Genomic DNA, 21,982 nt, shown 5'->3' with positions numbered 1-21,982 from the left:
CGACGAGCCCGCGTGGCGCGTACGGGGTCGACGGCGACCGTGCGACCTCGGACGTGCGGTTCGTGTCGCTCGATCCGTCCCCGTAAGAGGGATCCGTGCCTCACACCCGTCCGTCCAGCGTGGCCAGCACCTCGGCGCAGACGGCCAGAGCCGTCTCGGCCGGGGTGCGGGCGCCCAGGTCGAGACCGATCGGCCCGTGGATGCGGTCGAGGTGCTCCGTGCCGAGACCGGCCTTGGTCAGCTCCGCTGCACGGCGGGCCTGGGTGCGGCGCGAGCCCAGCGCACCGACGTACGGGACGCCCGTGGTGAGCGCCGCGGACAGGACCGGGACATCGACATCCGGTTCATGGCTGAGGACGACCAGGCAGGCGGCGGCCGGGCGCTCGGCAAGCAGGACGACGGTCTCCCGCGCTCCGGCCTCCACCGTGACGTCCCAGCCCAGCAGGCGCGCCTGCGCGACCAGCAGGTCGGCGAGCTCGCCCCCTCCGACGATGACGAGATGGGGCACGGCAGGGAAGGTCTCGATGAGGACGAGCCCTTCCTCGGCGTCATGCGTGTCACGGCCGGCCCTGCGGCGGGCGAGGAGCTCCCGTGCGCGAACCACCGCCTGCGCGGGGCCGTCCGTGTCGGGCGTGCCCGGGGCCCCGGGTGTGGTCACCGTGCTGGCGGCCATGGTCCGGCTGTCGTCCACCCGGGTGATGAGCGCCGCGTCGGCACCCTCGGCCAGCAGGTCCCACCATCGGGCGGGAACGGAGTCGAGGGGTTGCAGCAGGATCTCGGCCTGTCCGCCGCACGTCAGACCGGCTCGCTTCACACCGTCGCCGTGGACGGACACCGCACGTACAGCCGCGGTGTGCCCCGTGGGAAGGGCAGCGGCTTCCGCCGCCAAGTACGCGTCGAACGCGCCGCGGTACAGCGTGCCGTGGCACCGGCCGTCCTCGTCGATCAGGAGCGCGTCCGCGGGGTGCCGGGGGCCGAAGCCCTGCTCGGCGAGGGGACGGGCAAGGACGCCTGTCCGGCCTTGGGTCGCCCACTGACGTGCAGTGTCGGCCAGTTCACGCATGGTCGCGGCCTTCCTCGTGCCGGGCGTCGGCGCCGCGGGATCGCCTGGTGGGTGTGGGCGCCATGCCCCGGATTCTAGTGAGGCCCCTGGCGTCGCAGCGAGCACTGGTGCCACGAGCCTCCGCTTCGGCCCGGCCTCGCGGCAGGTGGACGCCTGTGCCGCAGCGACGGCCGGCGGCACGACGGACGGGGAGTGAAGGCCGGGTGGCCGGGCCGCACCTGAAGCCGGTCACTCGCCGTGCAGCCAGATCCGCAGCGGACCGATCGGTTCGAAGCCGTGTCGCTCGGCGGACGCCAGGTCGTCGCCGTGCTCGTAGCCGACCACCGGCAGGGTGGGAAACAGGTGGTGCACCGCGTCCAGAACGCCCGGCCAGGCCCTGTCAGGGCCGCCGTCCAGCGCGAAGACGTTGGAGACGCCGACGACCTGGGCGCTGCGGCTCGCGACGGCTCCGGCGAGCACGTGGCCGTCGGCCGAGCGTCCGGCGAGTACGAACGTGGCCGGATCGGCGAGCAGTTCGGGCCGGAAGAGGTCGGCGTCGCCCTCGTCGCGGTCCCATGCCGACGCCCAGGCGCGCAGCGTGTCCGGGGCGTCCACCGCATCCCATACGAGATCCGACGCGACCACGGGTGCACCCGCCGGGCGGTGGATCCACTGCGCCTCGAACAGGACGTGGAATCCGGCCCCTGTCAGATCGAGGCAGGCGAAGCTGTCCTTGACGGAGGCGCCGGGCGCGTCGGTGTCGATCCGGCCCGTCAACGCGGCCTGATCGGCGTCCGGAAGCAGCGTCACCGCATCGGGGTGGTACAGCGGCGTGCGGGCCGGAGCGGTCCAGGCGCACTGCCCGAACTCGCTTGTCAGACCGTGCGATCGGCTCACCACCGCGCACCACTCGGCGTTGTTGCGGGCGGCCGCCCGGACCAGCAGCTGCTTCGCTGTCGTCTGCTTCGATGTCGTCACGAAGGGTGAATCATGGACCGCCTGGAGGTCCTGCTCAAGTGGTCTGCGCCCTCCGCCGGGCGCTCCGCCCCGTCACGACGCGGCGAGCGCGTCTCGCCAGGCAGGGCTGTCGACGTAGTGGTTGTCGTAACGCTCCGAGGACTCCGCGATCTCCTTCGGGTCGCTCTCGCCACGCATCACGCTGCCGAGCAGCCGCAGGTAGTCGAAGCGGGCCATGCCGGGCGTGAAGGTGAACAGCACGTCGGCGGTGCAGCCGGGAGCCGCGGCGAACGCGTGCGGGGTGTGCGGGGGCACGGCGAGGAAGTCGCCGGCGCCGAGGATCGTGATGTCGTCGCCCACCAGGACCTGAAGGGATCCACTGATCACGAAGAAGAGCTCCGTGGCCTTGGTGTGGAAGTGGGCGGGAGCGCCGACGGCTCCCTCGGTGAACGTGGAGCGGTACGTCGTGAAACCGCCGCCCGGCCCGTCGGCGTCGGCCAGCAGGGTCATCACGCTGCTGGGGTCGGCGGAGGTCTCGGCCTGTGCGGCGCGGGTGAGAAGGGCCGGGAATTCGACGTTCTTGCTGGTCATGGTGGTGTTCCCTTCGGCTGTGCAGCGGGTGCGCCGTCGTTGTGATCACCACTGTATGAAGCCGAAAGACCCGCCGGAGCGTGCAATTCGGCACGGGAAACGCCGGTCAATTTCCCGCCCTCGGGCAGCGACGTTCCACCCGTCGGGCCCACCGCCTGTCAGTCCGTATCCGGGCGCGGCCCGAAGGCCGTGCGGCGTCGCGTCGCGGAGCGGTTCGTGACGTGGACCGGCCCCGCCACCCGGTCAGGACCGGGTGGCGGGGCCGAGGCGGCTGTGTCCGTCGCGGCCCACGATGGGGCCGCGGACGCCGACGTCAGGAGGCACAGGGGCGCGACGGCCCCGCTGCCTGCCTCACCAGGGCAGCAGGTCCTCAGACGGTGCCGCAGTCGGAGATGACGATCTTCTTGGAGGTGTTGCCGGAACGGCTGCCGAGCGCCTCGATCGCCTTCACCACGTCCATGCCCTCGACGACCTCGCCGAACACGACGTGCTTGCCGTCCAGCCAGCTGGTGACGATGGTGGTGACGAAGAACTGCGAGCCGTTGGTGTTCGGGCCGGCGTTGGCCATGGACAGCAGGCCCGGCTTGGTGTGCTTGAGCTTGAAGTTCTCGTCGGCGAACTTCTCACCGTAGATGCTCTTGCCGCCGGTGCCGTTCTGGTTGGTGAAGTCACCGCCCTGCAGCATGAAGTCCGGGATGACCCGGTGGAACGGGGAGCCCTTGTAGCCGTAGCCGTGCTTGCCGGTGGCCAGCTCACGGAAGTTCTGCGCGGTCTTCGGGACGACGTCGTCGAAGAGCTTGAACTCGATGCGGCCGAGCGGCTCGCCGTCAGCGGTGACCTCGAAAAAGACGTTCTGGCTCATTGCTCTGCTCCTGTGGAATCGAATGGATGCCCCGAGCATATGAGGCCGGGGCGCCGGGTGCGTAAGCGGCACGATCGCGCGCCACTCAGGTCACCCGGGCTGAGACCCGGCCGGTCGGCACCGAGTGCCGGAATCGGCCGTGCCTCGGGTACCGTCGCTGCGGGCCCGCGGATCGCACTTCGCCTCGGGGAATGTCAGTCGACGGCCATCTCGCCGAGCAGCGACCAGTCGTCCTGCGGGATGTTCATGTTCACAATGCGCGGTGTCGCGGCCAGGTGGGGCGGCAGGGTCTGCTGCGCGGCCTTGAAATGGTCGGACTGGACGTGGGCCGCACCGGCCTCGTCGTCGCGGAACGCCTCGACCAGCACGTACTCCGTCGGATCCTCGACACTCCTGGACCAGTCGAAGAACTGGCAGCCGGGCTCGGCGCGGGTGGCTGCCGTGAAGTCCGCGACGATCTCCGGCCACCGGTCCGCGTCTTCGGGGCGGACACGGAATTTAGCGGTGATGAAGATCATAAGAGCTCCTTGTGTACGTGATGAGTCGTCCTCCGGCACCGGCCGCCGGTGAACGCCGGGGAAAACGTACGCCGAGTGCGGGGCACCGTGCAGTCGACCCGGCCGTGGAGTCGGCGACCGGGTTCCTCCTGCCGCGGGGAAAAGGCTCGTCTGCTGCTGTTCCTGAAGGGCAAGCGGATTTCCGTACTCTCTGTGCACGGGCCAGCCGGTGCAGGATGATGGCAGTCGTCAACTCCTCCCATGGACAGGAGATTTGGTCGCTCATGTCGCGCCAGCCCGACGACAGCCCGCCCATCGACCTGGTCTCCGCCGTGCGAGCGCTGCGCACCCAGATCACCGAAGCGGCCGGTGCCGACCCCGATTCCGACATCCGTTTCCGGATCGGGCCGATCGAGCTCGAATTCACCGTCGCATTGACCCGGGACCAGAGCGTCAAGGGCGGTGTCAAAGCGTGGGTCGTCACCGCGGACACCGAGGGCCGGTGGTCGACGGCACACACGCATCGGGTCACGCTCAACCTCGAACCCCTGTCCGCGTCCACCGGTACCAGCCCGGAGATCGGCACCGCCGACGCCGGCCATCGCATCGTGCGGTGACCGTGGCGCGGCATCCCCGGCGCGCGCATCTCGTGGCCGTCACCACGGCGGACGACAGGGTGCTCGGCAGCGGGTATCTCCTGAACAGCCGGGTCGTCCTGACAGCGGGGCATGTCGTCGAGGACGTCGCGGGCGACGACCTGCGCGTGTGCCGCATGGTCGGCCTGCGGACGGTCCGGGCGGAAGTGGTCCGTGTCGAACGCGACATCGCCCTGCTGCTGACCGCCGAGGAGATCGCCGAACCAGGAGATCTGTCCGAGGTCGAGATGAGCGAGCTGGCGGCGGACGCGCACTTCGACGACTGCTCGGCCCTCGGCCTGCCCACGGTGATGACGCGGCCGGCCGCCGGAGTGGCTCCGCTGGAGGCGGACTTCCGGATCGCCCCGAACAGCGCCGAAGGACACGGGTACCTCTCCTTGCAACTCGTCGGTCACCCGCCGCAGGGCGTACACCCCTGGGGCGGGATGTCGGGGGCTCCCGTCTTCCACGCCGGTCGCTGGCTGGTCGGCGTCATCGTGCGTGATGCCGCGGGCTGGGGGCACGCCAGGCTGGAAGCCGCTCCGATCGGAGGCTTCTTCGAGGCCGTGCCGTTCGCGGACCGGGTGTTCCGTGTCACACGAGCCATCACCGAGACGGACGCCCGTGACGCCGCCTACCTCGACGTCTACCGGCGCGAGGTGGTGCGCCGCTACGGGCACATCGAGCTGTTCGGCCTGGGCCTGCGCGGACTGGCGGACGACATCGGCATCGAGCACGCCTACGTCAGTCTGCACGCGGGGCTGCGCTCCCTCGGGCTGTCGTCGACCGATCAGTCCAGGCCGGTGGAACACCTCATACCCAAGAACGCCCGGATGCTGCTGCGGGGCGATCCGGGCGCGGGCAAGTCCACCCTCCTCGAATGGCTGGCCGTGTCGATGGCACGCCAGTCGTGCAGAGGCCCCCTCGAATCGTTCAACGCCCGGGTCCCGTTCCTCATCAGGCTGCGCGACATGTACGCGCCGCGCTGGAAGCAGGAGGAGGGCCTCGACGGGATTCCCCCGGAGCCCGACCGCTTCCTGGACTTCAACCGCATCGCCACCGGAACCCGGCCGCCGGACGGCTGGGTCCGCAGGCTCCTGGACGACGACCGTGCCCTGCTGCTCGTCGACGGTCTGGACGAGGTGCTGGAAGCCCACCGTGACGGCGTACTCCGCTGGATCGTGGGCCTGTTGAGGGAATTCCCCTCCGTACGCATCATCGTCACCGGCAGGCCCGAAGCCCTCGTCCAGTGGAGCCCGCCGAAGGAACTCGGATTCGTCGAGCTGAGGCTTCTCGAACTCAACGAGACCCAGCGTGCCGAGCTCATCCGCAAGTGGCACCAGGCGGCCAAGCTCGGCGCGAGGTCGTCCTGGCTGGGCGACGAGGAACGGGAGCGGCGCACCACGCGTCTGTCGGTCCTGGAGACGGGACTGAACAAACTCATCAACGCGTCACCCGACCTGGCCGCACTCGCCGCGACACCCCTGCTGTGCGCCGTGCTGTGCAAGCTGCACGAAGTCCACGGATCCCGACTTCCGCGATTCCGCCAGGAGTTGTACGCCCGCACCATCGACATGATGCTGGGCCTGCGTGACGCGGATCGCGAGGTGCCCGACCCGCTGCCGCACCTGGACGTGGACCAGCGACGTGCGATCCTCTCCTGGGTGGCCGGCTACCTCACGACGGAGGGGGAGCGGGAGATCACCCAGGACCGCTTCGACGAGAAGGTCGGGCAACGACTGGGCAGCCTCGGCCGCGAGGCCGGCGCGCACAGTCCCGAAGAGATCCGCAGGGCCCTGCAGCAACGCAGCGGACTCCTCGTCGCGCCGGCCGAGGAAAGCCTGCGCTTCAGCCACCGCACCTTCCAGGACTATCTCGCCGCGACCGACATGGTGGCGCAGCGCGCGTTCGGGCAATTGGCCGGGCATGCCGGGGAGGAGACCTGGGACGACGTCCTGCACTTCGCGATGAGTCAGTGCAACCTCGCGGACACCCGTGAATTCGTCGCGCAGTTCCGCCGAAAGCTCCGAGTGGTCGCCGGCGGGCGGCAGCGGGCCCGGATGCGCATGGCGGCAGCGGCCTGCATCCCCTACGCCGTGCAGATGGACGAGGACGACCGGCGATCCCTCATCAGCGGAGTGGCCAAGTCCTTTCGGACCGTGGCCAAGAAGTCCGGGACCAAGACCTTCGACTTCAGCCCGTACACGGCCGTGGGCCCCGATCTGCTGGCGGCTCTGCAACGCGACTTCGACTGGCAGGACGGCCTGCTGTGCCTGCACGCCGTCTACCTGGCCAGCGAGGTCGCGGGCCCGGAGTCGCTCCAGTTCCTGAAACACATTCCGCGGGACCAGCGGCAAGTGCTGTCCGCACAACTGGCCGCCGCCTGGGACCAGTTTCCCGGCGCGGAGTTCGCGGACGACGTACTCGCCGGCCTGGACGTCGAAGCCCTGGCGATCGACACGGCCGAACGGCTCACCCACGCACGGGTGGTGGGACAGGTCGACAGGCTTACCGTTTCGCGGGCCGACTCCGTGGAGGACATCGCCGGATTCGCCCTCGGCCACCGGGTCCAGCACCTCCGGGTCACGGGAAACGTGCTGGGCGACGACGTCTCCCTGGCGCCGCTGTCCCGCGCGACGGCGCTGTCCACGCTGAGCCTCGGTACGTCGCTGCCCACATTGCATCAGGTCTTCCGCACACCCGGCTTCTGGATCAGAACGGGCCGGAGCCGGGACAAGATGCGCTACGCCCTGCCCGCCATCCCGCACGTGACGGAACTGGCCCTCGCGGCCCTGCCCACCGACTGGGCGGAACACACGGCGGGCTGGACAGGACTGACCTGGCTGGGGCTCTTCGCCGGCGCGGTGGAGGCACTCACCGAACTGACGAGCCTGCCCGCCCTGACCCACCTCATCGTCCAGTCGGAACGCTCCTACACGATCCCGGCCACACTGGTGCACGACGGAGTGACTCACCTGGCGCTCCAACTGCCCGAGGGGCCGGAGTACTTCGACCTGCACACCCTGCCGAAGGCGTTCCCCGCCCTGACCGAACTCGTCCTCACCGCCCCCTCGGTGGCCTGTCCGGCGGTGGACCTCTCGAGCGTGGCACGCCTGCCGGGACTCGTCGTCCGCCTGGGAGGCTTCTCACGCAACGACGCACGGATACGGGGCATCGACGCCTTCGCGAAAGAGCGAGTCAGCTGGGAGTGAGCGGAAGCCGGGTACGACCGGCCGAGGGCACCGCTGATCTATGCTGCTTCCCTGAATGAGCGGGGGAGACGCGCAGTGAGTCAGTACTTCGAACTCGACGGCCGGACGCTGTGGAACCCTTCCAACGGTGCGGCCCGGCTGTTCCTGCGGCAGGTGGCCGTATTCGAAGCCGAACTGGAACTGCCGTCCGGCATCGGCCCGATGGAAGCCGACGAGTCCTTGATCGACCCCGTCGCCTTCCGGATGTTCGCCGCCGCCCTGCTGGCGCAGCATCGCAGGACCAGCCACGGCGTCATGATCGCACTGTCCGAAGGGTTCGTCGCCACAGTGGTGGTCCTCGCCGAGCGCGCACATCTCGAGATCGACTGGAAGAGCGTCGACCTGGCCATGGGCAACGGCCGGACCGACGTCCAAGTCCCGTCACCGTCCACGCCGGTCTCCGACGAGGTGTGGGCCGCCGCTCTTCAGGACCGGTCGCGCGAGCTGAGCCGATTCATGGCGTACTGATCACCGGCAGGCGCGATGGGGCCCGCTCGGTGTCCTGGGCCTGGTCGCGTTCTCTAATCGACCGGCGTCGTCGACAGATGCTGGTCGGCGGCCCACGAGGCGAGGATGCGCAGCCCGTCGTGCGTGGGCGTGCCGACTTCGGCGGTCCAGATGATCAGTTGCTGGTCGGGGTCGGTGCTGGCCGTCAACGTGTCCCAGTCCAGCGCGAGTTCCCCGGCGACCGGGTGGTGGAGGATCTTCGTGCCGACGCCGAGGGTGGCGACGTGGTGGGCGGCCCACCACGTGCGGAAGTCAGGATCCCGTACGGACAGTTCACCGACGAGTGCGGTCAGCCGGGGATCGTCCGGGTATTTCACGGCCTCCATGCGCAATTGGGCGACGCAGGTACGGGCCACGGTCTCCCAGTCCGCGTAGAGCGACCGCATCGCCGGGTCCACGAAAAGCAGCCGCAGGTAATTCCGGTGCTTTTCCGGGATCCTTCCGAAGTCCGTGACGAGTGCCGCGGCCAGCGAATTCCACGCGATGACGTCCATACGGCGGCCCATGACGATGGCAGGCGTCGCACTGAGGTCGTCCAGGAGGCGCCGCAGTTGCGGCTGGACCTTCTGGCGAGCCCTGCGCCGAGGACGGGCGCTCGCTCTTCCGGCCAGTCCGAAGAGGTAGTCCCGCTGGTCGTCGTCGAGGCGCAGGGCCTGGGCCAGAGCGTCCAGGACGCCGCCGGGCGCGGAGAGACGGCCCTGTTCCAGGCGGGTGTAGTAGTCGGTGGAGATCGATGCGAGCTGTGCCACCTCCTCCCGGCGCAGGCCCGGCACTCGGCGCGTCCCGGCGCCGTCGGGCAGTCCGACGGCGCGAGGGCTGAGCTCGGCGCGCCGGGTCTTCAGGAAGTCGCCCAGCTCGGTGAGGCGTGCGTCGGAGCTCATACCTCCAGTGTGTCACCGCTCGTGCCGCCTCTGAGGGGGAGAGTTTCTTCCCAGGATGTTTCCTGCCCAGGAAGGAACTCTCCTCTTTGCGGCACCCATGCGGTGGTGCGAGCCTGAAGATCGCGGCGCCGAGATTCCTTCGCATCAAATGCGGATCGATCACCGGAGCCGAGAGAAAAGGAAGGGAAGTGGGTTGTGCCGGACAATGAATCGGCAGCGCAGAAGGCCCTCGGCGGCCTCGCGCCGAAAATGGTGGAGCTCACCGACGACGTCCTGTTCGGCGACGTGTGGGAGCGGCCGGAGCTGTCGCCCCGGGACCGCAGCCTCATCACGGTGACGACCCTGGCGGCGCTGTATCGCACCGAGCAGATCGGCTTCCACCTGAAGCTGGCGCTGGACAACGGTCTGAGCCGCGAGGAACTCGCCGAGGCGCTGACCCACCTCGCGTTCTACGCCGGATGGCCCAGCGCCATGAGCGCGCTCGGCCGGCTGAAGGACATCACCGGCAGCTCGGACGGGCCGACCGCCTGACTCCTGCTGCGCCGCCCCGGCAGGTGCGTGAGGCGCCCGTGACCGCGCCCGGCACCACTTCGGAGCCGCCCGACCGCGCCCGGCACCACGCGGCAGCCGCCCGCGATCGCACGCGAGCGCCCCATGCCAGGCACCAAGTACCAAGTACCAAGTACCAAGAAGGACAAGGAAACCGATGGAGTTCGTCAAGCCCAAGCCGACCACGAAGGCTCCGGGGGAGTGGTTCACCGGAGACGTGTGGTTCGACGTGATCCACGCCGGTCAGGAGCCGTCGAGGCTGCGCGCCAACATGGTGCGGTTCTCCCCGGGAGCGCGCACGGCGTGGCACCACCACGCCGTGGGGCAGACCCTGCACGTCGTCGAGGGCGTCGCCCTGATCGGCACGCGCGACGGAACCGTGTTCGAAGCGCACCCCGGCGAGACGGTGACCTGCCCGCCCGGTGAGGAGCACTGGCACGGCGCGACACCGGACCGCTTCATGCAGCACCTGGCCATGTGGGAGGGACCGGGCGACGACCGGCCTGAGACCACATGGCTGGAGATGGTCACCGGCGAGCAGTACAGCAGGCCGCGCACCCGCAGCCACTGAACCCCGGGTGGTCCGGCGGGCCCACTTCTTGATCACCATCCCCACCACGAAAGCGAGACGTCCCCATGAGGGCAACGTTCATGCACAAGGCCGGCGACGTCCGCGTCGAGGACGCGCCGGACCCGGTCGTCGAGCACCCCACCGACGCGGTGGTGCGCATCGTCCGCTCCTGCGTGTGCGGCAGCGACCTGCACCCGTACCACTCCCTGTCGGCCGCCGACGGGCCCGCGCCGATGGGCCACGAGTTCCTCGGCGTCGTCGAGGAACTCGGCTCGGAGGTGTCCGGCCTCAGCCGCGGCGATCTGGTGCTCTCCCCGTTCGCCTTCGCGGACAACACCTGCGTGTACTGCCGTGAGGGCCTGCACACCTCCTGCCCGAAGGGCGGCTTCTACGGCGTGGGCGGTGTCGGCGGCGCCCAGGCCGAGGCCATTCGTGTGCCGCAGGCGCAGGGCACGCTGGTGAAGCTGCCCGCGGGCGTCGACGCGTCGCTGCTGCCGTCGCTGCTGACGCTGGCCGACGTCTACGGAACCGGCTACCACGCCGCCCACCAGGCCCGCGTCGAGCCGGGTGACTCGGTCACCGTCATCGGTGACGGCGCGGTCGGTCTGCTCGCGGTCCTCTCCGCCAGGCAGCGGGGCGCGGAGCGGATCATCCTGATGGGCCGCCACCAGGCCCGTACCGATCTGGGCCGCGCGTTCGGCGCCACCGACGTGATCGCCGAACGCGGAGAGGAAGGCATCGCCAAGGTCCGCGACCTCACCGGCGGGCACGGCACACGTGCCGTGCTGGAGGCGGTGGGGCACATGCCGGCCTACGAAATGGCCGTCGGCGTGGTGCGCCCCGGTGGTGTGATCAGCCGGGTCGGAGTCCCGCAGTACGAGGACGCCCCCGTCGGGTTCGGCAGCCTCTTCGGCCCGAACGTCACCCTGAACGGTGGCCCGGCACCCGTGCGCGCCTACATGGACGCACTGCTGCCGGCCGTCCTGGACGGCACCGTCGATCCAGGCCGGGTCTTCGACCGCGCCGTCTCCCTGGAGCAGACGCCGGAGGGCTACCGGGCGATGGACCAGCGCGAGGCACTGAAGGTCATGATCACGTTCTGAGGCGCCGTCAGGTCCGAGGGGTGGACAGGGACGCAGCGGCCTGTCCGCCCCTCAGCGGGCGATGCGGTGCTTTCGTCCGCCGCGCCGGATGCGCAGGGCGGCGTAGACGAGGTCGGCGAGCAGGACGACGGCGCCGATGATCAGCAGGTAGAAGAGGCCGTGCACGGCGAATCCGATGATGCCGAGGACGAGGGCCACGAGAATCAGGAAAAGAAACCAGCTCATCAGCTCTCCTGGCGGGTTCCGGCGGCTCAGCGGCGGGCGAGACGGCGTTCGCCGCCGGTGCCCGATGCGTAGTCGAGTTCGTAGTGCGCGAAGACCTTCGGCTCGTCGGGTGCGGGCAACTCGCCGTCGGTGTCGATCGCGGGGGCTTTCCTGACCAGGTCCTTGGCGTAGATGACTGTCAGATAGCCCGGACCGACGGTCGCGCCGGGGAGCGGCACGAACACCAGCCGGCGGCGTGTGGGCAGGCCGACGGTCACCGTGGCGAAGAACGGCTTGTCCGTCGCGGTGTCGACGTACACCGATTCCAGGACCCCGATCTTGTGACCGTCGGGATCCCTCACGTCATGACCGCGCCACTCGCGGATGTCGGCTGCCTCGAACATCGTGAACCTCCGCAGACTGGAGTACCCCTGAACGCTTTTCTGAAGCGCTCCGTGGCTATGGTTGCTCAAAAACGATCAAATGCCGCCAACAACTCACCGGGGCGCCGGATCGAGCGGCGTTGGTGTCGGCATGTCGGCGGAGGCGTACATCACCCGCAGGGTCATCGAACGTGCCGGGCCGCGGCACACCGGGTTTCCGGCCGGGCCCCGCATCGAGGAGCCTCAAGCGCGGACGTACGAGGCTCTGTTCGGCCTGATCGATCCGCCGCGCGACTGCAGCGTGCACGACACGTCCCGGGTGGGTCCGGCGGCCGCGCTCGTGTCGGCCGTGGCTGATCTCAACCATTTCTACGGGCAGTTGCTCGGTGGCGCGATGGTCAGCAGGTCGTCGCCGGCGCATCGGGAGACACCGGACGCGGGGCCCCTGGCCCGGTAGCCGGAGCCCGGAGCAGCCCGGCCGTTCGGCTCGGGCGCGGCCGGGACAGCGCGAGACGGCCGGCGGTCACTCGCCGCCCGCGTCCCCCTTGGCCGGCACGCACCGCCAGGCGAGAGCGGCGGCCGTCAGGTAGGCGAGGGCTCCGATGCTCATGCTGACGCGCAGTCCGGTCCCGTAGTCGCTGCTGGTGGCCAGCAGGCTGCCTCCGAGTGCCACGCCGGTGGCGCTGCCGATCTGGCGGGTGGTGTTGAACAGCCCGGAGGCGGCTCCCGCGTACGCGGCGGGCGCCGACCCCATCACGGTGGCGGTGGATCCGGTGAGTGCGAAGGACGTGCCGAACCCGGCGGCCATCATCGGGGCCACCAGCAGCGCGTAGGCGGGATCGACCCCGGCCGCGGCCCAGCCGGCCAGGCCCAGGGCGCCCAGGAGCATGCCGGTGATCACCAGCGGGCGATCGCCGGTACGGCGGGACAGGTGGCCGGACAGGACGGAGGCGAACATGGTCATCGCCACCGCCGGGAACAGCGCCAGTCCGGTTTCCAGTGCGCTGAAGCCGCGCTGGTGCTGGAAGTACAGGCTGGCGGTGAACACCATGCCGTAGAAGCCGAAGTTGAACAGCAGACCGATGGCGGCGGCACCGCTCATGGTGCGTGAGCGCAGCAGGCGCAGGGGAAGGGCGGGGCGTCGTGCGAGCCACTCGCGCGCCACGAACGTGGCCCCGGCTGCCACGGACAGTCCGAGCGCGGTGAGGACGGCGGGATCCGACCAGCCGCGCCGCCCGGCCTCGTTCAGTGCGGTGGTCAGCAGGGCCACCGCAGCCACCACGGCACACTGGGCCGGCCAGTCCAGGGCCCGGTCGGCGCGCCGGGGGGACGGCGCGACGTGACGCAGCGTCAGGATCAGGCAGATCACGCCGACGGGCAGGTTGATGAGGAAGACCCACCGCCAGCCCACGGTGGACACCAGCAGACCGCCCAGCAGTGGTCCGGCGGAGGCTGCGACACCTGCCATCGATCCCCACAGCCCGAAGGCGCGCGAGCGTGTCGCCGGTGCCGGGTAGGACTGCTGGAGCAGGGCGAGGGAGCCGGGGACGATCAGTGCCGCGCCGAGGCCCTCCACGAGACGCGCCACGACGAGGAAGGCGGTGCCCGGCGCGAAGGCGCACGCGGCCGAGGCCAGCGTGAAGACCACCACGCCCGCACAGAAGACGCGCCGGTTGCCCAGCCGGTCGCCGAGCGCGCCGCCGGTCATCAGGAACCCGGCGAAGACCAGGGTGTACCCGTCCGTGATCCACTGGATGCCGGTGAGCGAGGCCGACAGTTCCCGGCCCACCACGGGCACCGCCACATTGATGATGGTGACGTCCAGGATGACCATGAAGTACCCGGCGCACACCGCCAGCAGCGGTGCCGTGGAGCGCTGTGCGGCCGTGGCGTCGGGTCCAGGGGGTCCGGGCTCGCCGCTGCTGACCGATGCCGCGAAGGGCACGTCGCCGACTCCGTCCTGTCCGCGGGCATCTGACCAGGTCAGCATGCTAGGGCGAGCATGACAGCGAGTCGACGACCTACGGCTCTTCCGTCACCTCGGTGTCGGAGGTGCTCTCGGCGGGCGCCGCCCGTCGACCGCTGTCGCGGCGGGCTCCGCCCTGTCTCGACGTTCCGCCGGTTGTCCGGACGACGTTCTGCCGGCCGTCCGGACAAGGGGACAGCACCGCCTGCGGACCGGCGACGGCGATGAACAGCCGGACCACGGCCGCTCCCCTTCGGTACCGTGGCCGGGCTACGGCTCGACGAACGTGACGGTCTCGTCGAGCGGTGCCCGGCCGGTACGGGTGGAGCCCACCGTGCCGTCCTCGTACCCGATGGACATGCCGCAGAAGAGCATGAGGTCGTCGGGGGGTGACAGGACCTCCGCGACGGTCTTGCGGTACACCGACCACGCCATCTGCGGGCAGCTGTGCAGCCCCTCGGCGCGGAGCAGCAGCATGACGGTCTGCAGATACATGCCGACGTCGGACCACTGGGGCCGCCCCAGGTCACGGTCGATGTAGCAGAACAGAGCGGCGGGCGCGCCGAAGCACTCCCAGTTCGCGGAAGCGGCCCGCTGACGCGCCTCCCAGTCCTCGTGCGCGATTCCGAGTGCGCTGTAGCGCTCATGGCCGAAGGCGGATCGCCGCTCGCGGTAGGGGGACTTCAGCGCGGCCGGGTACATCTCGTACTCCCGCTCGTCCCATGGGTCGCCCGCGGCCACGCGCTCGCTCGCACGCCGCTTCAGCTCGGCCAGCGGCTCGCCGGTCAGCACGTATGCGTGCCAGGGCTGGAGGTTCGATCCGGACGGCGCCCAGGCCGCGGCGGACAGCACGCGCTCCAGCACGTCCCTCGGGACATGCCGGTCGGTGAATCCGCGTACCGCCCGTCGGCTCGTGACCGCCTCATAGACGTCCAAGGCCGTCTGCCTCCCGTCCGCTCGCCGTGTCCGCGGGCCTGTGTGGGAGCCGGCCGTTCAGGAAAGCCAGTCGGTGTAGCGGGTGGGGGCAATGTGGGCGTCCTTGTCGGTGAGGACGTCGCCCTCGACGGCAGCGAACATGCCGGCGGTGGGGTCGGTGACGACGGTGCGCTTGTCGCCCTTGTGGGACAGGGTGATCCGGCCCAGTTCGTCGAGGTGGAAGATCTCGGGGCCACCGATGTTGCGGATGCCGTTCAGCGGGGCGCCTGCGGCGACCTCCGCCACCGCCTCGGCCACATCCTTGGCGGCGATGGGCTGGATGGGTGTGGCGGGCAGCCGGACGGTGTCGTCGTCGGAGGTCCAGGACAGGACGGCGTCCATGAACTCCATGAACTGGGTCGCGCGGACGATCGAGTAGGGGACCGGTCCGGCCGCGAGGATCTGCTCCTGGAGCGTCTTGGCCCGGTAGTAGTCCAGCGCCGGCACCTGGTCCACGCCGACGATCGAGAGGATGACGAAGTGGCCGACGCCGGCCTTGCGGGCCGCGGCCAGGAGGTTGTCCATCGAGGTCTGGAAGAAGGCCGGGGAGGCTTCGTCGAACGTCGGGGAGTTCGTCAGGTTGACGACGACGTCGGCTCCGGCGACCGCCTCGTCCAGCCCCTGGCCGGTGAGGACGTCGATTCCGGTGGACTTCGAGTGCGGTACCGCCTCGTGTCCGGCGGCGTTCAGATCCTTGACGACCTGCGACCCGATGAGCCCCGTACCGCCGATGACCGCGACCTTCATGACACACCTTTCGTCGGAGGATATGCCTGCAATATGGCATATGGGGTGACGTGTGGGCGCGGCAAGAAGCGGCGTCCTGATCGGTGAGGGGTGCGCCGTCTCCGACGCCTTGCTTCAGGTGGGGCTGTTGCGGCGGCGTTCACGCTCCGACTGTGCTGCGCGGCGGGGTGGGTGCCGATTTAAGCAAAACGAATGTTCGTCTTGACGTTCGATGATCGATGTCGCAGGATGGGCAGCGCAAAAACGAATGAGCGTTCTCGGAAAGGGAGGAGGCGACATGGGTCCGGGACAGACCGGGGGGTCGGCGATGACCGCGTACCGGGTTCCACGGGACGCCGAGGCGCCGGCCGTGCCCGGCCCGGTGCCGTCCGGCACCGTGGCGTTCGTGCTCCAGGGCGGAGGCAGCCTGTGCGCAGCGCAGATCGGTATGTTGCGGGCGCTCACGCGGGCGGGGATCAGGCCCGATCTCGTGGTCGGCTCCTCGGCCGGCGCACTCAACGGCGTCGCCTTCGCCACCGATCCGAGCGTCGAGGGCATCGACCGGCTGGAAGCGCTGTGGCTGGGCCTCCGGCGACGGCATGTCGCACCGATATCGCTTCGGACCCTTGTGAGGGCCGTGGCGGGCCGGGGAGAGGCGGCGGTCTCCAGTACGTCTCTGCGGCAGATGTTGCTGGCCGTCATCGGCGTCCGCCGGCTCGAGGAGGCCGCCGTGCCGGTGCACGTCGTGGCGACGGACTTCGAGACCGGCGCCCCGGTCGTGCTGTCCCGGGGCGACGCCGTTCCGGCGCTGCTCGCCTCGGCCGCCTTCCCGGGCCTGTACCCGCCGGTGCGCGTGGGGGAGCGCCGGCTCATCGACGGCGGCGTGTCGGCGGACCTGCCCGTGCTGCAGGCCGAAGCGCTCGGCGCGACCACCATCTACGTACTGCCGGCGGCGGTGACGCGACAGGCCGGTGGCCGTGGGCCCGGGGCGCTGTGCGCCGCCTTCCGGGCGCTGGAGCAGATCCTGGTCGAGCGGGAGCGGCGGGACCTCGCCGCCGTCAGCGGGTCGGTTCTTCGGCTGCCCGCGGCCACCACCCGCGTGGGGAGCGTCATCGACTTCCGCGACACCCCGCGGCTGGTCGAGGCCGGCTGCCGGCTGACCGAGGGCTGGCTCACCCGGCGGCCCGCGGCCGCGGTGTGAGGACCCCTGATGGTCGAACTGGCCTCCCCCGCGCCCTCGGTGGCCCCGAACCCCTCACGAACACCGGACGGGCGTGCGCTGCCCCGGTGGTGGGCGGAGTTGCTGCTCCTGGGACTGCTGTACGCGGTCTACGAGATCACGCGGGGGCTGCAGCGGAGCTGGACCGCCACCGCGGACCGCAACGGCCGGAGCATCCAGCGCTGGGAAGACGCCGTGCATCTGGCGCCGGAGCAGTCACTCAACGAGGTACTGCACCACCTTCCCGTCCTTGCCGTGCTCGCCGCGTACTTCTACGCCACCCTGCACTACATCGTCACGCCCGCCGTTCTGATCTGGCTCTACCGCAGGCATCCCGGGCACTACCGCAGCGCCCGCACCTGGCTCGCCGCGGTCACCTTGAGCGCGCTCGTCGGATTCTGGCGCTTCCCGGCCACACCGCCCCGGCTGCTTCCCCAGGCGGGGATCCACGACACCGTGGCCGACGTCGAGCAGTGGGGGTGGTGGAGCGGGCAGACCAGCGCGCCGGACGGGCTGGGCGGCCTCGTCAACCAATACGCGGCCATGCCGTCCCTCCATGTCGGCTGGGCCGTGTGGTCGGGCTGGCTCCTCTTCCGGCACGCCCGCCGCAGGACTCTGAGGCAGTTCGGCCTCGCCTACCCCTTCCTCACGACGCTGGTCGTCGTCGCGACGGGCAACCACTACCTCGCGGACGCCGTCGCGGGAGCCCTCCTCATCGTCCTCTTCGGTGCGCTCGCAGGCCGCATCCGCCCCTTCTCCGGACACGCCGTCGGCCGGGCTTCCCAGGCCCGCCCGGCCGCGAGTGTCCCGCGCGACACCGACGCCCTTTCCAGAGCACACCGCCCAAGTCCCCACGCGAAGCGTCCCCCAGGTGACTCACCATGACCCATTTCGTTCCACCCCAGTCGCCACCGCCGGACGACGGGGACACCCCGAGCATCGGGTCGCGGCCGCCCGGCATGCGACCCGGCAACGGCAACCGGGTGCCCGGCAGTTGGCTGCGCAGTCAGCGCCGCGGCCAGGGCCCCACGCATCTGCCCCTGCAACTGGTGGAGGCCTTCCTCATCGGTCATGACTCCGGAGGGCCGACCGGAGGGCTCCTGCGCTTTCGGACGGCCGACGCCGACGGGCCCGGCCGCGCGCGGCCGTCCTGGTGGCGCCGCCCGGACCTGGGGCACCAACTCGCCGGATCCAGAGGGGAATTGCGGCTCTTCCGCAACGACCGCTCCGACGCGACCGGTACCCGACCCGCACCGATCGCCATCCTCACCCTCAACGGCATCACCGACGCCGCCACCCTGGTCCGGCTGAACATCGGTGGCACGTTCCTCTCCATCACGGGGAAGGGAGCCGGACGAGTCGCGGACGTCGACGTCGACGTACGGTTCTCGGCCGGCCTGTGGGGGCTGCTCCTCCCGGAGCACACGCGATGCCGTGTGCACCTGGAAGGTCCGGCCCGCCTGATACCCGACTGGCCGATGCAGCGATGAGCGACTCGCGACAGGCCGAGATGGAGGGCCAACAGGATTCAGGCGGGGAAACGGGCGTCCTGGACGGACATGCCTGCCGGACGGACGAGTTCATCCCTCCGGTGCGCTTGCGCCGACGGACCGTCCTGACCGCGGGCGTCATGGTGATCGTGCTCGGTACGGAATCGGTGCTGGTGGCGCCCTACGCGCGCCGTGCGGCGGGCCAGTTGGCCCATGTCCGGCCGATGTGGCTCCTGTTGGCCCTCGGCGCCGAGATGGCTTCCATGATGGCGTTCGCCCGCCTGCAACGACTGGCACTGGGAACCGGCGGTCTGCGCGTCGAGCTCGGCTCCGCCGTCGCCACGGTGTTCGGCGGGAACGCCCTCGGCGCCACCCTGCCCGGCGGAAGCCTGGTGTCGATCACCTACCGGACGCGCCGCATGCGCTCCTGGGGCGCCAGCGTGCCGCAGATCGGCTTCACTCATGCGGCCACCGGCGTTCTGAGCACGATCGCACTCGTCGTGCTCGCCGGGGCGGGCAAGACCCTCGCGGGGGACGGCTCGCAACTCGCCCGGGTCGCCGTCCACATCGGGGTCATCTGCGCGCTCACGAGCGCCGCACTGATTCTGATCCACCACGCGGCGGTGCTGCGCCGACCCGCCAACGCCCTTCTCCGGCTGTGGCGAAGACTGCGGCGCGGCTCGGCGGGCAAGGCGACGGCCGACCGTCTGCTCGACGAACTGGCCGCGATGCACCCGCCGGCCCGATTCTGGCTGCGGGGTTTCGGTTTCGCCCTGCTCAACTGGACCGCCGACTGCCTGTGTCTGCTCGCCGTGTGTCACGCGGTGGGCGCGCGCCCCGCGTTGGGGACGGTCCTGCTGGCGTACACCGCCGGGGTCGCCGCCGCGTCGGCCATGCCGCTGCTGCCCGCAGGGATCGGTGCCCTCGACGCGGCCCTGGTCCTCGCTCTGCACCACGGCGGGGTGGCCAGCAGTACCGCCACGGCCGCCGATCTCCTCTACCGGACGATCACTCCCGGGCTGGTCGCCGTCGCGGGATGGGTGCTTCTGCTGCGGCAGCGCCGACGGACGGCCCGCGGCCAGGGGCCGTGCGACGGCGCCTGCGCCGTGCCGACGGCCCCGTCCACGAGCCCGGCAGCGAGCCTGGCCGGCTGGAGGAGATAGCCGGGCCGGAATCCGCCCAGGTCGGCATGAGTGGGCATGGGTGGGCATATAGAAAAACGAACATTCGTCTTGACGTTCCCTCGATCGCCGAGCCATGCTGGCTCCGCAAAAAAAGAATGACTATTCCCCTTTGGAGGCGTGACCGTGAAGAACCCGTTGGTGCGATTGCTGTCCTTGCGGCGAGCCGTGATGGTGATCGTGGCGCTGCCGCTGGTGGTCTCGTTGGCCGTGATGGCGTACGCGTGGCCCGCGTCGCGCATCGAGCCACGTGATCTGCCGGTAGGGATCGTGGGTACGAGCGCGGCCAGCCAGAACGTGGTCGAAGGCCTCGCCCGCAGCAAGCCGGGCGCATTCGACTTCCATCTCTACGCCGACGAGGCGTCTGCGCGCTCCGCGATCAAGAGCCGGGAGGTCTACGGCGCATTCGTCATCACCCCGGGCAGTCTCACCGTGCTGGAGGCCTCCGCCGCGAGCACTTCCGTGGCCCAGCTGATCCACACGTCCGGCCAGCAACTTGCCGCGCAGGCAGCCAAGTCGGCCGCGAAGGAAGCGCCGGCGGCCGACGAGACGTCCGTCAGGTCCAAAGCCGGAAGGTCCAAGGTCGGGAGGTCCAAAGCCGACAGGACTGCTGCCGAATCGTCGGCCAAGATCGTCGTGACGGAGGTGGACGTCGTCCCGAGTTCCGCGGACGACCCCCGGGGAGTGGTGTTCAACTCGGCGGTTCTGCCGCTCACCATATGCAGCATTCTCATCGCGTCGTTCCTCACGATGTCCGGCCTCCGGATGCCCCGTTGGCGCCGCGTCCTCGAACTGGTCCTCGCGTGCGCCGCGGCCGGTTTCACCGCCTACTTGGTCGCCCAGGGCATGCTCGGGGCGCTGCCGCACGAGCAGGTGGCCACCTGGGCGGCCGTCTCTCTCACCATGCTCGCCGTCAGCGCGACCAGCGCGGGCCTGATCACGCTGGTCGGTCCCGCGGGGCTCGGGCTCACCGCGGTGCTCATGGTCTTCGTCGGGAACCCGTTCTCCGGTGTCACGTCCGCACCCGAAATGCTGCCCAAGGCGGTGAACACCATCGGCCAATGGCTGCCTCCGGGTGCCGGCGCGAATCTTCTGCGCAGCACGGCGTACTTCGACGGCAACGGCTCCGAGGGCCACATCACCGTGCTCGCCCTGTGGTGCGTCCTCGGCCTGACGGCCGTCGCCCTCGGCCGTCGGACTCGCGCCGTCGCGGACGGATCGCCGGTGCAACACCCCGACGGGGTCGACGGCGCGGGGACTGAAGCCCCGGTCGCGAGCGACACCACGACGCCCGACTCGCGGCCGACCCCCGAAGGGCACTCCGAGTCGCCCGCACTGATGCTGGAAGCGAGCCCCGCACGCTCGCACGCCCGGCACGCGGCCGACCACTGAGACGGGCCGCCACGGGAGCCGCCTGATGCCGGGCCGCGCCGGCAGCGGACAGGCGTCGGCGCTGCCTGCGGAAGGAGCCTCGCCCAGTCGCACAACGCGGCATCGGGCTTCTGGTGCACCACGACACACTCGGGTTGTCGTGGTGCACCAGAAGCCCGTATCCGCGTGCCGCCGTCACGGGCGCGACGGTGCCGTCAAGACAGCGGAGGCGCGTCGAACAGCTGCCCCGAACAGCTTGGTCTGACGGGGCAGCTTCCTGCTAGAACCTGCGGCCGATCAGCGGCGACCGCCCGGTGTCAGGACGCGGCCGTGTCGGGCCACAGTGCCCGCAAGGCGTCGGGCACTCCCTCCACGTCCTTGGACCCGCCGATGGCCAACTGGAGAAGGTAGCCGGGCAGAGCGCACATGAGAGTGGCCGCGATCGCTTCGGCAGTCGCCTCGCGCGGGAAGGCTCCGTCGTCCTGGTGCTCTCGGACGACCTCGGCGAGATCGGAACGCATCCGGGCCAGCAGATCGTTGAACTGCCTGGCCAGCGCGGGGTTCCGCAGGGACTCGGACCAGGCCAGCACGGCCAGTCCGGCGACGTTCTGCTCGACCGTCTTGGTCTTCACCATCTCGAAGACATCGGCCATCATCGCGCCGACGGAACTGCTGGACCGATCCGTGGCGACGCCGTGGACCATGGCCACGACCTCACGCATGTTCTCCTCGGCGATCGCCGTGATCATCTCTTCCTTGCTGGCGAAGTGCCGGTACACCGCGCCCGCCGAGAGACCGGACTCCGCGAACAGGTCCTGCATGGACGTCGAGTGGAACCCGTCCCGCAGGAAGCAACGGCGAGCCGCGGCCAGGATCTGCGCGCGGCGGGCCTCCATGTACTGCGGGGTCACCTTTGGCATGGATCCATCCTAAGTGATAAAAAACGAATGGTCGTGTTAGCTTAGCGTGCCTGGGTCCGGCGCGGGACGATCGAAGCACCCTGATCCCTGAGGGAAGGGAT

Annotated in this window: 24 protein-coding genes; 12 read left to right on the top strand and 12 right to left on the bottom strand. The window is 70.2% G+C overall.

Annotation, left to right across the window (positions count from 1 at the left end):
* Positions 1–100 precede the first annotated feature (100 nt).
* From ACSYGO_RS02305 to ACSYGO_RS02285, 5 genes are all read right to left on the bottom strand, one after another.
* On the bottom strand, positions 101–1,063 hold the full coding sequence (locus tag ACSYGO_RS02305; protein WP_460385614.1) for an XdhC family protein: 963 nt from the start codon (positions 1,061–1,063) through the stop codon (positions 101–103).
* Positions 1,064–1,291: 228 nt separating this feature from the next.
* Positions 1,292–2,020: a hypothetical protein gene (locus ACSYGO_RS02300; RefSeq protein WP_460385613.1), complete on the bottom strand. Its 729-nt coding sequence runs from the start codon at positions 2,018–2,020 to the stop codon at positions 1,292–1,294.
* Between the two features lie 72 nt (positions 2,021–2,092).
* Complete coding sequence (locus ACSYGO_RS02295) at positions 2,093–2,590, bottom strand: cupin domain-containing protein (protein WP_432176846.1); 498 nt, start codon at positions 2,588–2,590, stop codon at positions 2,093–2,095.
* A 370-nt stretch (positions 2,591–2,960) separates the two neighbouring features.
* Positions 2,961–3,452, bottom strand: a complete 492-nt coding sequence (locus ACSYGO_RS02290; RefSeq protein WP_426681360.1) for a peptidylprolyl isomerase — start codon at positions 3,450–3,452, stop codon at positions 2,961–2,963.
* Positions 3,453–3,646: 194 nt separating this feature from the next.
* Positions 3,647–3,970: a putative quinol monooxygenase gene (locus ACSYGO_RS02285; protein ID WP_028801019.1), complete on the bottom strand. Its 324-nt coding sequence runs from the start codon at positions 3,968–3,970 to the stop codon at positions 3,647–3,649.
* A 263-nt stretch (positions 3,971–4,233) separates the two neighbouring features.
* Between ACSYGO_RS02285 and ACSYGO_RS02280 the strand changes: the two genes are divergently transcribed.
* The 3 genes from ACSYGO_RS02280 to ACSYGO_RS02270 all read left to right on the top strand — a co-directional run bounded on the left by ACSYGO_RS02280 (position 4,234) and on the right by ACSYGO_RS02270 (position 8,303).
* On the top strand, positions 4,234–4,566 hold the full coding sequence (locus ACSYGO_RS02280) for a trypco2 family protein (protein WP_359500170.1): 333 nt from the start codon (positions 4,234–4,236) through the stop codon (positions 4,564–4,566).
* On the top strand, positions 4,563–7,796 hold the full coding sequence (locus tag ACSYGO_RS02275; protein ID WP_460385611.1) for an NACHT domain-containing protein: 3,234 nt from the start codon (positions 4,563–4,565) through the stop codon (positions 7,794–7,796). Before ACSYGO_RS02280 ends, ACSYGO_RS02275 begins: the two co-directional genes overlap by 4 nt.
* A 75-nt stretch (positions 7,797–7,871) precedes the next feature.
* On the top strand, positions 7,872–8,303 hold the full coding sequence (locus ACSYGO_RS02270; RefSeq protein ID WP_460385610.1) for a DUF6086 family protein: 432 nt from the start codon (positions 7,872–7,874) through the stop codon (positions 8,301–8,303).
* A gap of 53 nt (positions 8,304–8,356) precedes the next feature.
* Here ACSYGO_RS02270 and ACSYGO_RS02265 read toward each other — a convergent pair whose 3' ends face one another.
* Positions 8,357–9,223, bottom strand: a complete 867-nt coding sequence (locus ACSYGO_RS02265; protein WP_435225212.1) for a helix-turn-helix transcriptional regulator — start codon at positions 9,221–9,223, stop codon at positions 8,357–8,359.
* A 249-nt stretch (positions 9,224–9,472) separates the two neighbouring features.
* Here ACSYGO_RS02265 and ACSYGO_RS02260 point away from each other — a divergent pair, with 249 nt between their 5' ends.
* From ACSYGO_RS02260 to ACSYGO_RS02250, 3 genes are all read left to right on the top strand, one after another.
* Positions 9,473–9,754 carry a carboxymuconolactone decarboxylase family protein gene (locus ACSYGO_RS02260; protein WP_460389662.1) on the top strand — a complete coding sequence of 94 codons (282 nt, stop codon included), beginning with the start codon at positions 9,473–9,475 and terminating at the stop codon, positions 9,752–9,754.
* A gap of 175 nt (positions 9,755–9,929) precedes the next feature.
* The gene (locus ACSYGO_RS02255; protein WP_460385609.1) at positions 9,930–10,343 is read left to right on the top strand and encodes a (R)-mandelonitrile lyase; all 414 of its coding nucleotides are present in this window, start codon (positions 9,930–9,932) and stop codon (positions 10,341–10,343) included.
* Positions 10,344–10,408: 65 nt separating this feature from the next.
* The gene (locus ACSYGO_RS02250) at positions 10,409–11,446 is read left to right on the top strand and encodes an alcohol dehydrogenase catalytic domain-containing protein (protein WP_435225208.1); all 1,038 of its coding nucleotides are present in this window, start codon (positions 10,409–10,411) and stop codon (positions 11,444–11,446) included.
* A gap of 51 nt (positions 11,447–11,497) precedes the next feature.
* Here the strand turns inward: ACSYGO_RS02250 and ACSYGO_RS02245 are convergent, their stop codons facing one another.
* Together ACSYGO_RS02245 and ACSYGO_RS02240 are read right to left on the bottom strand one after the other, a co-directional pair.
* The gene (locus ACSYGO_RS02245) at positions 11,498–11,671 is read right to left on the bottom strand and encodes a hypothetical protein (RefSeq protein WP_345651132.1); all 174 of its coding nucleotides are present in this window, start codon (positions 11,669–11,671) and stop codon (positions 11,498–11,500) included.
* A gap of 26 nt (positions 11,672–11,697) precedes the next feature.
* Positions 11,698–12,054 carry a PRC-barrel domain-containing protein gene (locus ACSYGO_RS02240; RefSeq protein WP_460385607.1) on the bottom strand — a complete coding sequence of 119 codons (357 nt, stop codon included), beginning with the start codon at positions 12,052–12,054 and terminating at the stop codon, positions 11,698–11,700.
* Positions 12,055–12,184: 130 nt separating this feature from the next.
* Between ACSYGO_RS02240 and ACSYGO_RS02235 the strand changes: the two genes are divergently transcribed.
* Positions 12,185–12,490, top strand: coding sequence for a hypothetical protein (locus tag ACSYGO_RS02235; RefSeq protein WP_460385606.1), 306 nt, complete (start codon positions 12,185–12,187; stop codon positions 12,488–12,490).
* A gap of 66 nt (positions 12,491–12,556) precedes the next feature.
* Here ACSYGO_RS02235 and ACSYGO_RS02230 read toward each other — a convergent pair whose 3' ends face one another.
* The 3 genes from ACSYGO_RS02230 to ACSYGO_RS02220 all read right to left on the bottom strand — a co-directional run bounded on the left by ACSYGO_RS02230 (position 12,557) and on the right by ACSYGO_RS02220 (position 15,721).
* Positions 12,557–14,023: an MFS transporter gene (locus ACSYGO_RS02230; RefSeq protein WP_460385605.1), complete on the bottom strand. Its 1,467-nt coding sequence runs from the start codon at positions 14,021–14,023 to the stop codon at positions 12,557–12,559.
* A gap of 246 nt (positions 14,024–14,269) precedes the next feature.
* Positions 14,270–14,935, bottom strand: coding sequence for a nitroreductase (locus tag ACSYGO_RS02225; RefSeq protein WP_460385603.1), 666 nt, complete (start codon positions 14,933–14,935; stop codon positions 14,270–14,272).
* A gap of 57 nt (positions 14,936–14,992) precedes the next feature.
* On the bottom strand, positions 14,993–15,721 hold the full coding sequence (locus tag ACSYGO_RS02220) for an SDR family oxidoreductase (protein WP_460385602.1): 729 nt from the start codon (positions 15,719–15,721) through the stop codon (positions 14,993–14,995).
* 277 nt (positions 15,722–15,998) lie between these two features.
* On the opposite strand from ACSYGO_RS02220, the gene ACSYGO_RS02215 reads away from it, so the two are divergent.
* The 5 genes from ACSYGO_RS02215 to ACSYGO_RS02195 all read left to right on the top strand — a co-directional run bounded on the left by ACSYGO_RS02215 (position 15,999) and on the right by ACSYGO_RS02195 (position 20,982).
* Positions 15,999–16,901 carry a patatin-like phospholipase family protein gene (locus tag ACSYGO_RS02215; protein WP_460385601.1) on the top strand — a complete coding sequence of 301 codons (903 nt, stop codon included), beginning with the start codon at positions 15,999–16,001 and terminating at the stop codon, positions 16,899–16,901.
* A 9-nt stretch (positions 16,902–16,910) separates the two neighbouring features.
* On the top strand, positions 16,911–17,804 hold the full coding sequence (locus ACSYGO_RS02210) for a phosphatase PAP2 family protein (RefSeq protein WP_460385600.1): 894 nt from the start codon (positions 16,911–16,913) through the stop codon (positions 17,802–17,804).
* Positions 17,801–18,409 (top strand): hypothetical protein, encoded by a 609-nt coding sequence (locus ACSYGO_RS02205; RefSeq protein WP_432173597.1) that lies wholly within the window; start codon positions 17,801–17,803, stop codon positions 18,407–18,409. The genes ACSYGO_RS02210 and ACSYGO_RS02205 overlap by 4 nt, the downstream gene beginning before the upstream one ends.
* Positions 18,406–19,572 carry a lysylphosphatidylglycerol synthase transmembrane domain-containing protein gene (locus ACSYGO_RS02200; RefSeq protein ID WP_460385597.1) on the top strand — a complete coding sequence of 389 codons (1,167 nt, stop codon included), beginning with the start codon at positions 18,406–18,408 and terminating at the stop codon, positions 19,570–19,572. The genes ACSYGO_RS02205 and ACSYGO_RS02200 overlap by 4 nt, the downstream gene beginning before the upstream one ends.
* 144 nt (positions 19,573–19,716) lie before the next feature.
* Complete coding sequence (locus ACSYGO_RS02195; protein WP_426681345.1) at positions 19,717–20,982, top strand: ABC transporter permease; 1,266 nt, start codon at positions 19,717–19,719, stop codon at positions 20,980–20,982.
* 296 nt (positions 20,983–21,278) lie between these two features.
* On the opposite strand, the gene ACSYGO_RS02190 is transcribed toward ACSYGO_RS02195, so the two are convergent.
* Positions 21,279–21,881, bottom strand: a complete 603-nt coding sequence (locus ACSYGO_RS02190) for a TetR/AcrR family transcriptional regulator (RefSeq protein ID WP_426681344.1) — start codon at positions 21,879–21,881, stop codon at positions 21,279–21,281.
* Positions 21,882–21,982 lie beyond the last annotated feature (101 nt).

It is taken from the genome of Streptomyces krungchingensis, assembly GCF_054729265.1.
This window is presented reverse-complemented; position numbering and strand designations above follow the sequence as displayed.

Bases quoted from the DNA above. Each gene is read 5' to 3' on its own strand.
- ACSYGO_RS02235 (WP_460385606.1), top strand. From the start codon at position 12,185: ATGTCGGCGGAGGCGTACATCACCCGCAGGGTCATCGAACGTGCCGGG.
- ACSYGO_RS02190 (WP_426681344.1), bottom strand. From the start codon at position 21,881: ATGCCAAAGGTGACCCCGCAGTACATGGAGGCCCGCCGCGCGCAGATC.
- ACSYGO_RS02295 (WP_432176846.1), bottom strand. From the start codon at position 2,590: ATGACCAGCAAGAACGTCGAATTCCCGGCCCTTCTCACCCGCGCCGCA.
- ACSYGO_RS02255 (WP_460385609.1), top strand. From the start codon at position 9,930: ATGGAGTTCGTCAAGCCCAAGCCGACCACGAAGGCTCCGGGGGAGTGG.
- ACSYGO_RS02305 (WP_460385614.1), bottom strand. From the start codon at position 1,063: ATGCGTGAACTGGCCGACACTGCACGTCAGTGGGCGACCCAAGGCCGG.
- ACSYGO_RS02240 (WP_460385607.1), bottom strand. From the start codon at position 12,054: ATGTTCGAGGCAGCCGACATCCGCGAGTGGCGCGGTCATGACGTGAGG.
- ACSYGO_RS02230 (WP_460385605.1), bottom strand. From the start codon at position 14,023: ATGCTGACCTGGTCAGATGCCCGCGGACAGGACGGAGTCGGCGACGTG.
- ACSYGO_RS02250 (WP_435225208.1), top strand. From the start codon at position 10,409: ATGAGGGCAACGTTCATGCACAAGGCCGGCGACGTCCGCGTCGAGGAC.
- ACSYGO_RS02200 (WP_460385597.1), top strand. From the start codon at position 18,406: ATGAGCGACTCGCGACAGGCCGAGATGGAGGGCCAACAGGATTCAGGC.
- ACSYGO_RS02285 (WP_028801019.1), bottom strand. From the start codon at position 3,970: ATGATCTTCATCACCGCTAAATTCCGTGTCCGCCCCGAAGACGCGGAC.
- ACSYGO_RS02265 (WP_435225212.1), bottom strand. From the start codon at position 9,223: ATGAGCTCCGACGCACGCCTCACCGAGCTGGGCGACTTCCTGAAGACC.
- ACSYGO_RS02220 (WP_460385602.1), bottom strand. From the start codon at position 15,721: ATGAAGGTCGCGGTCATCGGCGGTACGGGGCTCATCGGGTCGCAGGTC.
- ACSYGO_RS02205 (WP_432173597.1), top strand. From the start codon at position 17,801: ATGACCCATTTCGTTCCACCCCAGTCGCCACCGCCGGACGACGGGGAC.
- ACSYGO_RS02215 (WP_460385601.1), top strand. From the start codon at position 15,999: ATGGGTCCGGGACAGACCGGGGGGTCGGCGATGACCGCGTACCGGGTT.
- ACSYGO_RS02260 (WP_460389662.1), top strand. From the start codon at position 9,473: ATGGTGGAGCTCACCGACGACGTCCTGTTCGGCGACGTGTGGGAGCGG.
- ACSYGO_RS02280 (WP_359500170.1), top strand. From the start codon at position 4,234: ATGTCGCGCCAGCCCGACGACAGCCCGCCCATCGACCTGGTCTCCGCC.
- ACSYGO_RS02245 (WP_345651132.1), bottom strand. From the start codon at position 11,671: ATGAGCTGGTTTCTTTTCCTGATTCTCGTGGCCCTCGTCCTCGGCATC.
- ACSYGO_RS02210 (WP_460385600.1), top strand. From the start codon at position 16,911: ATGGTCGAACTGGCCTCCCCCGCGCCCTCGGTGGCCCCGAACCCCTCA.
- ACSYGO_RS02290 (WP_426681360.1), bottom strand. From the start codon at position 3,452: ATGAGCCAGAACGTCTTTTTCGAGGTCACCGCTGACGGCGAGCCGCTC.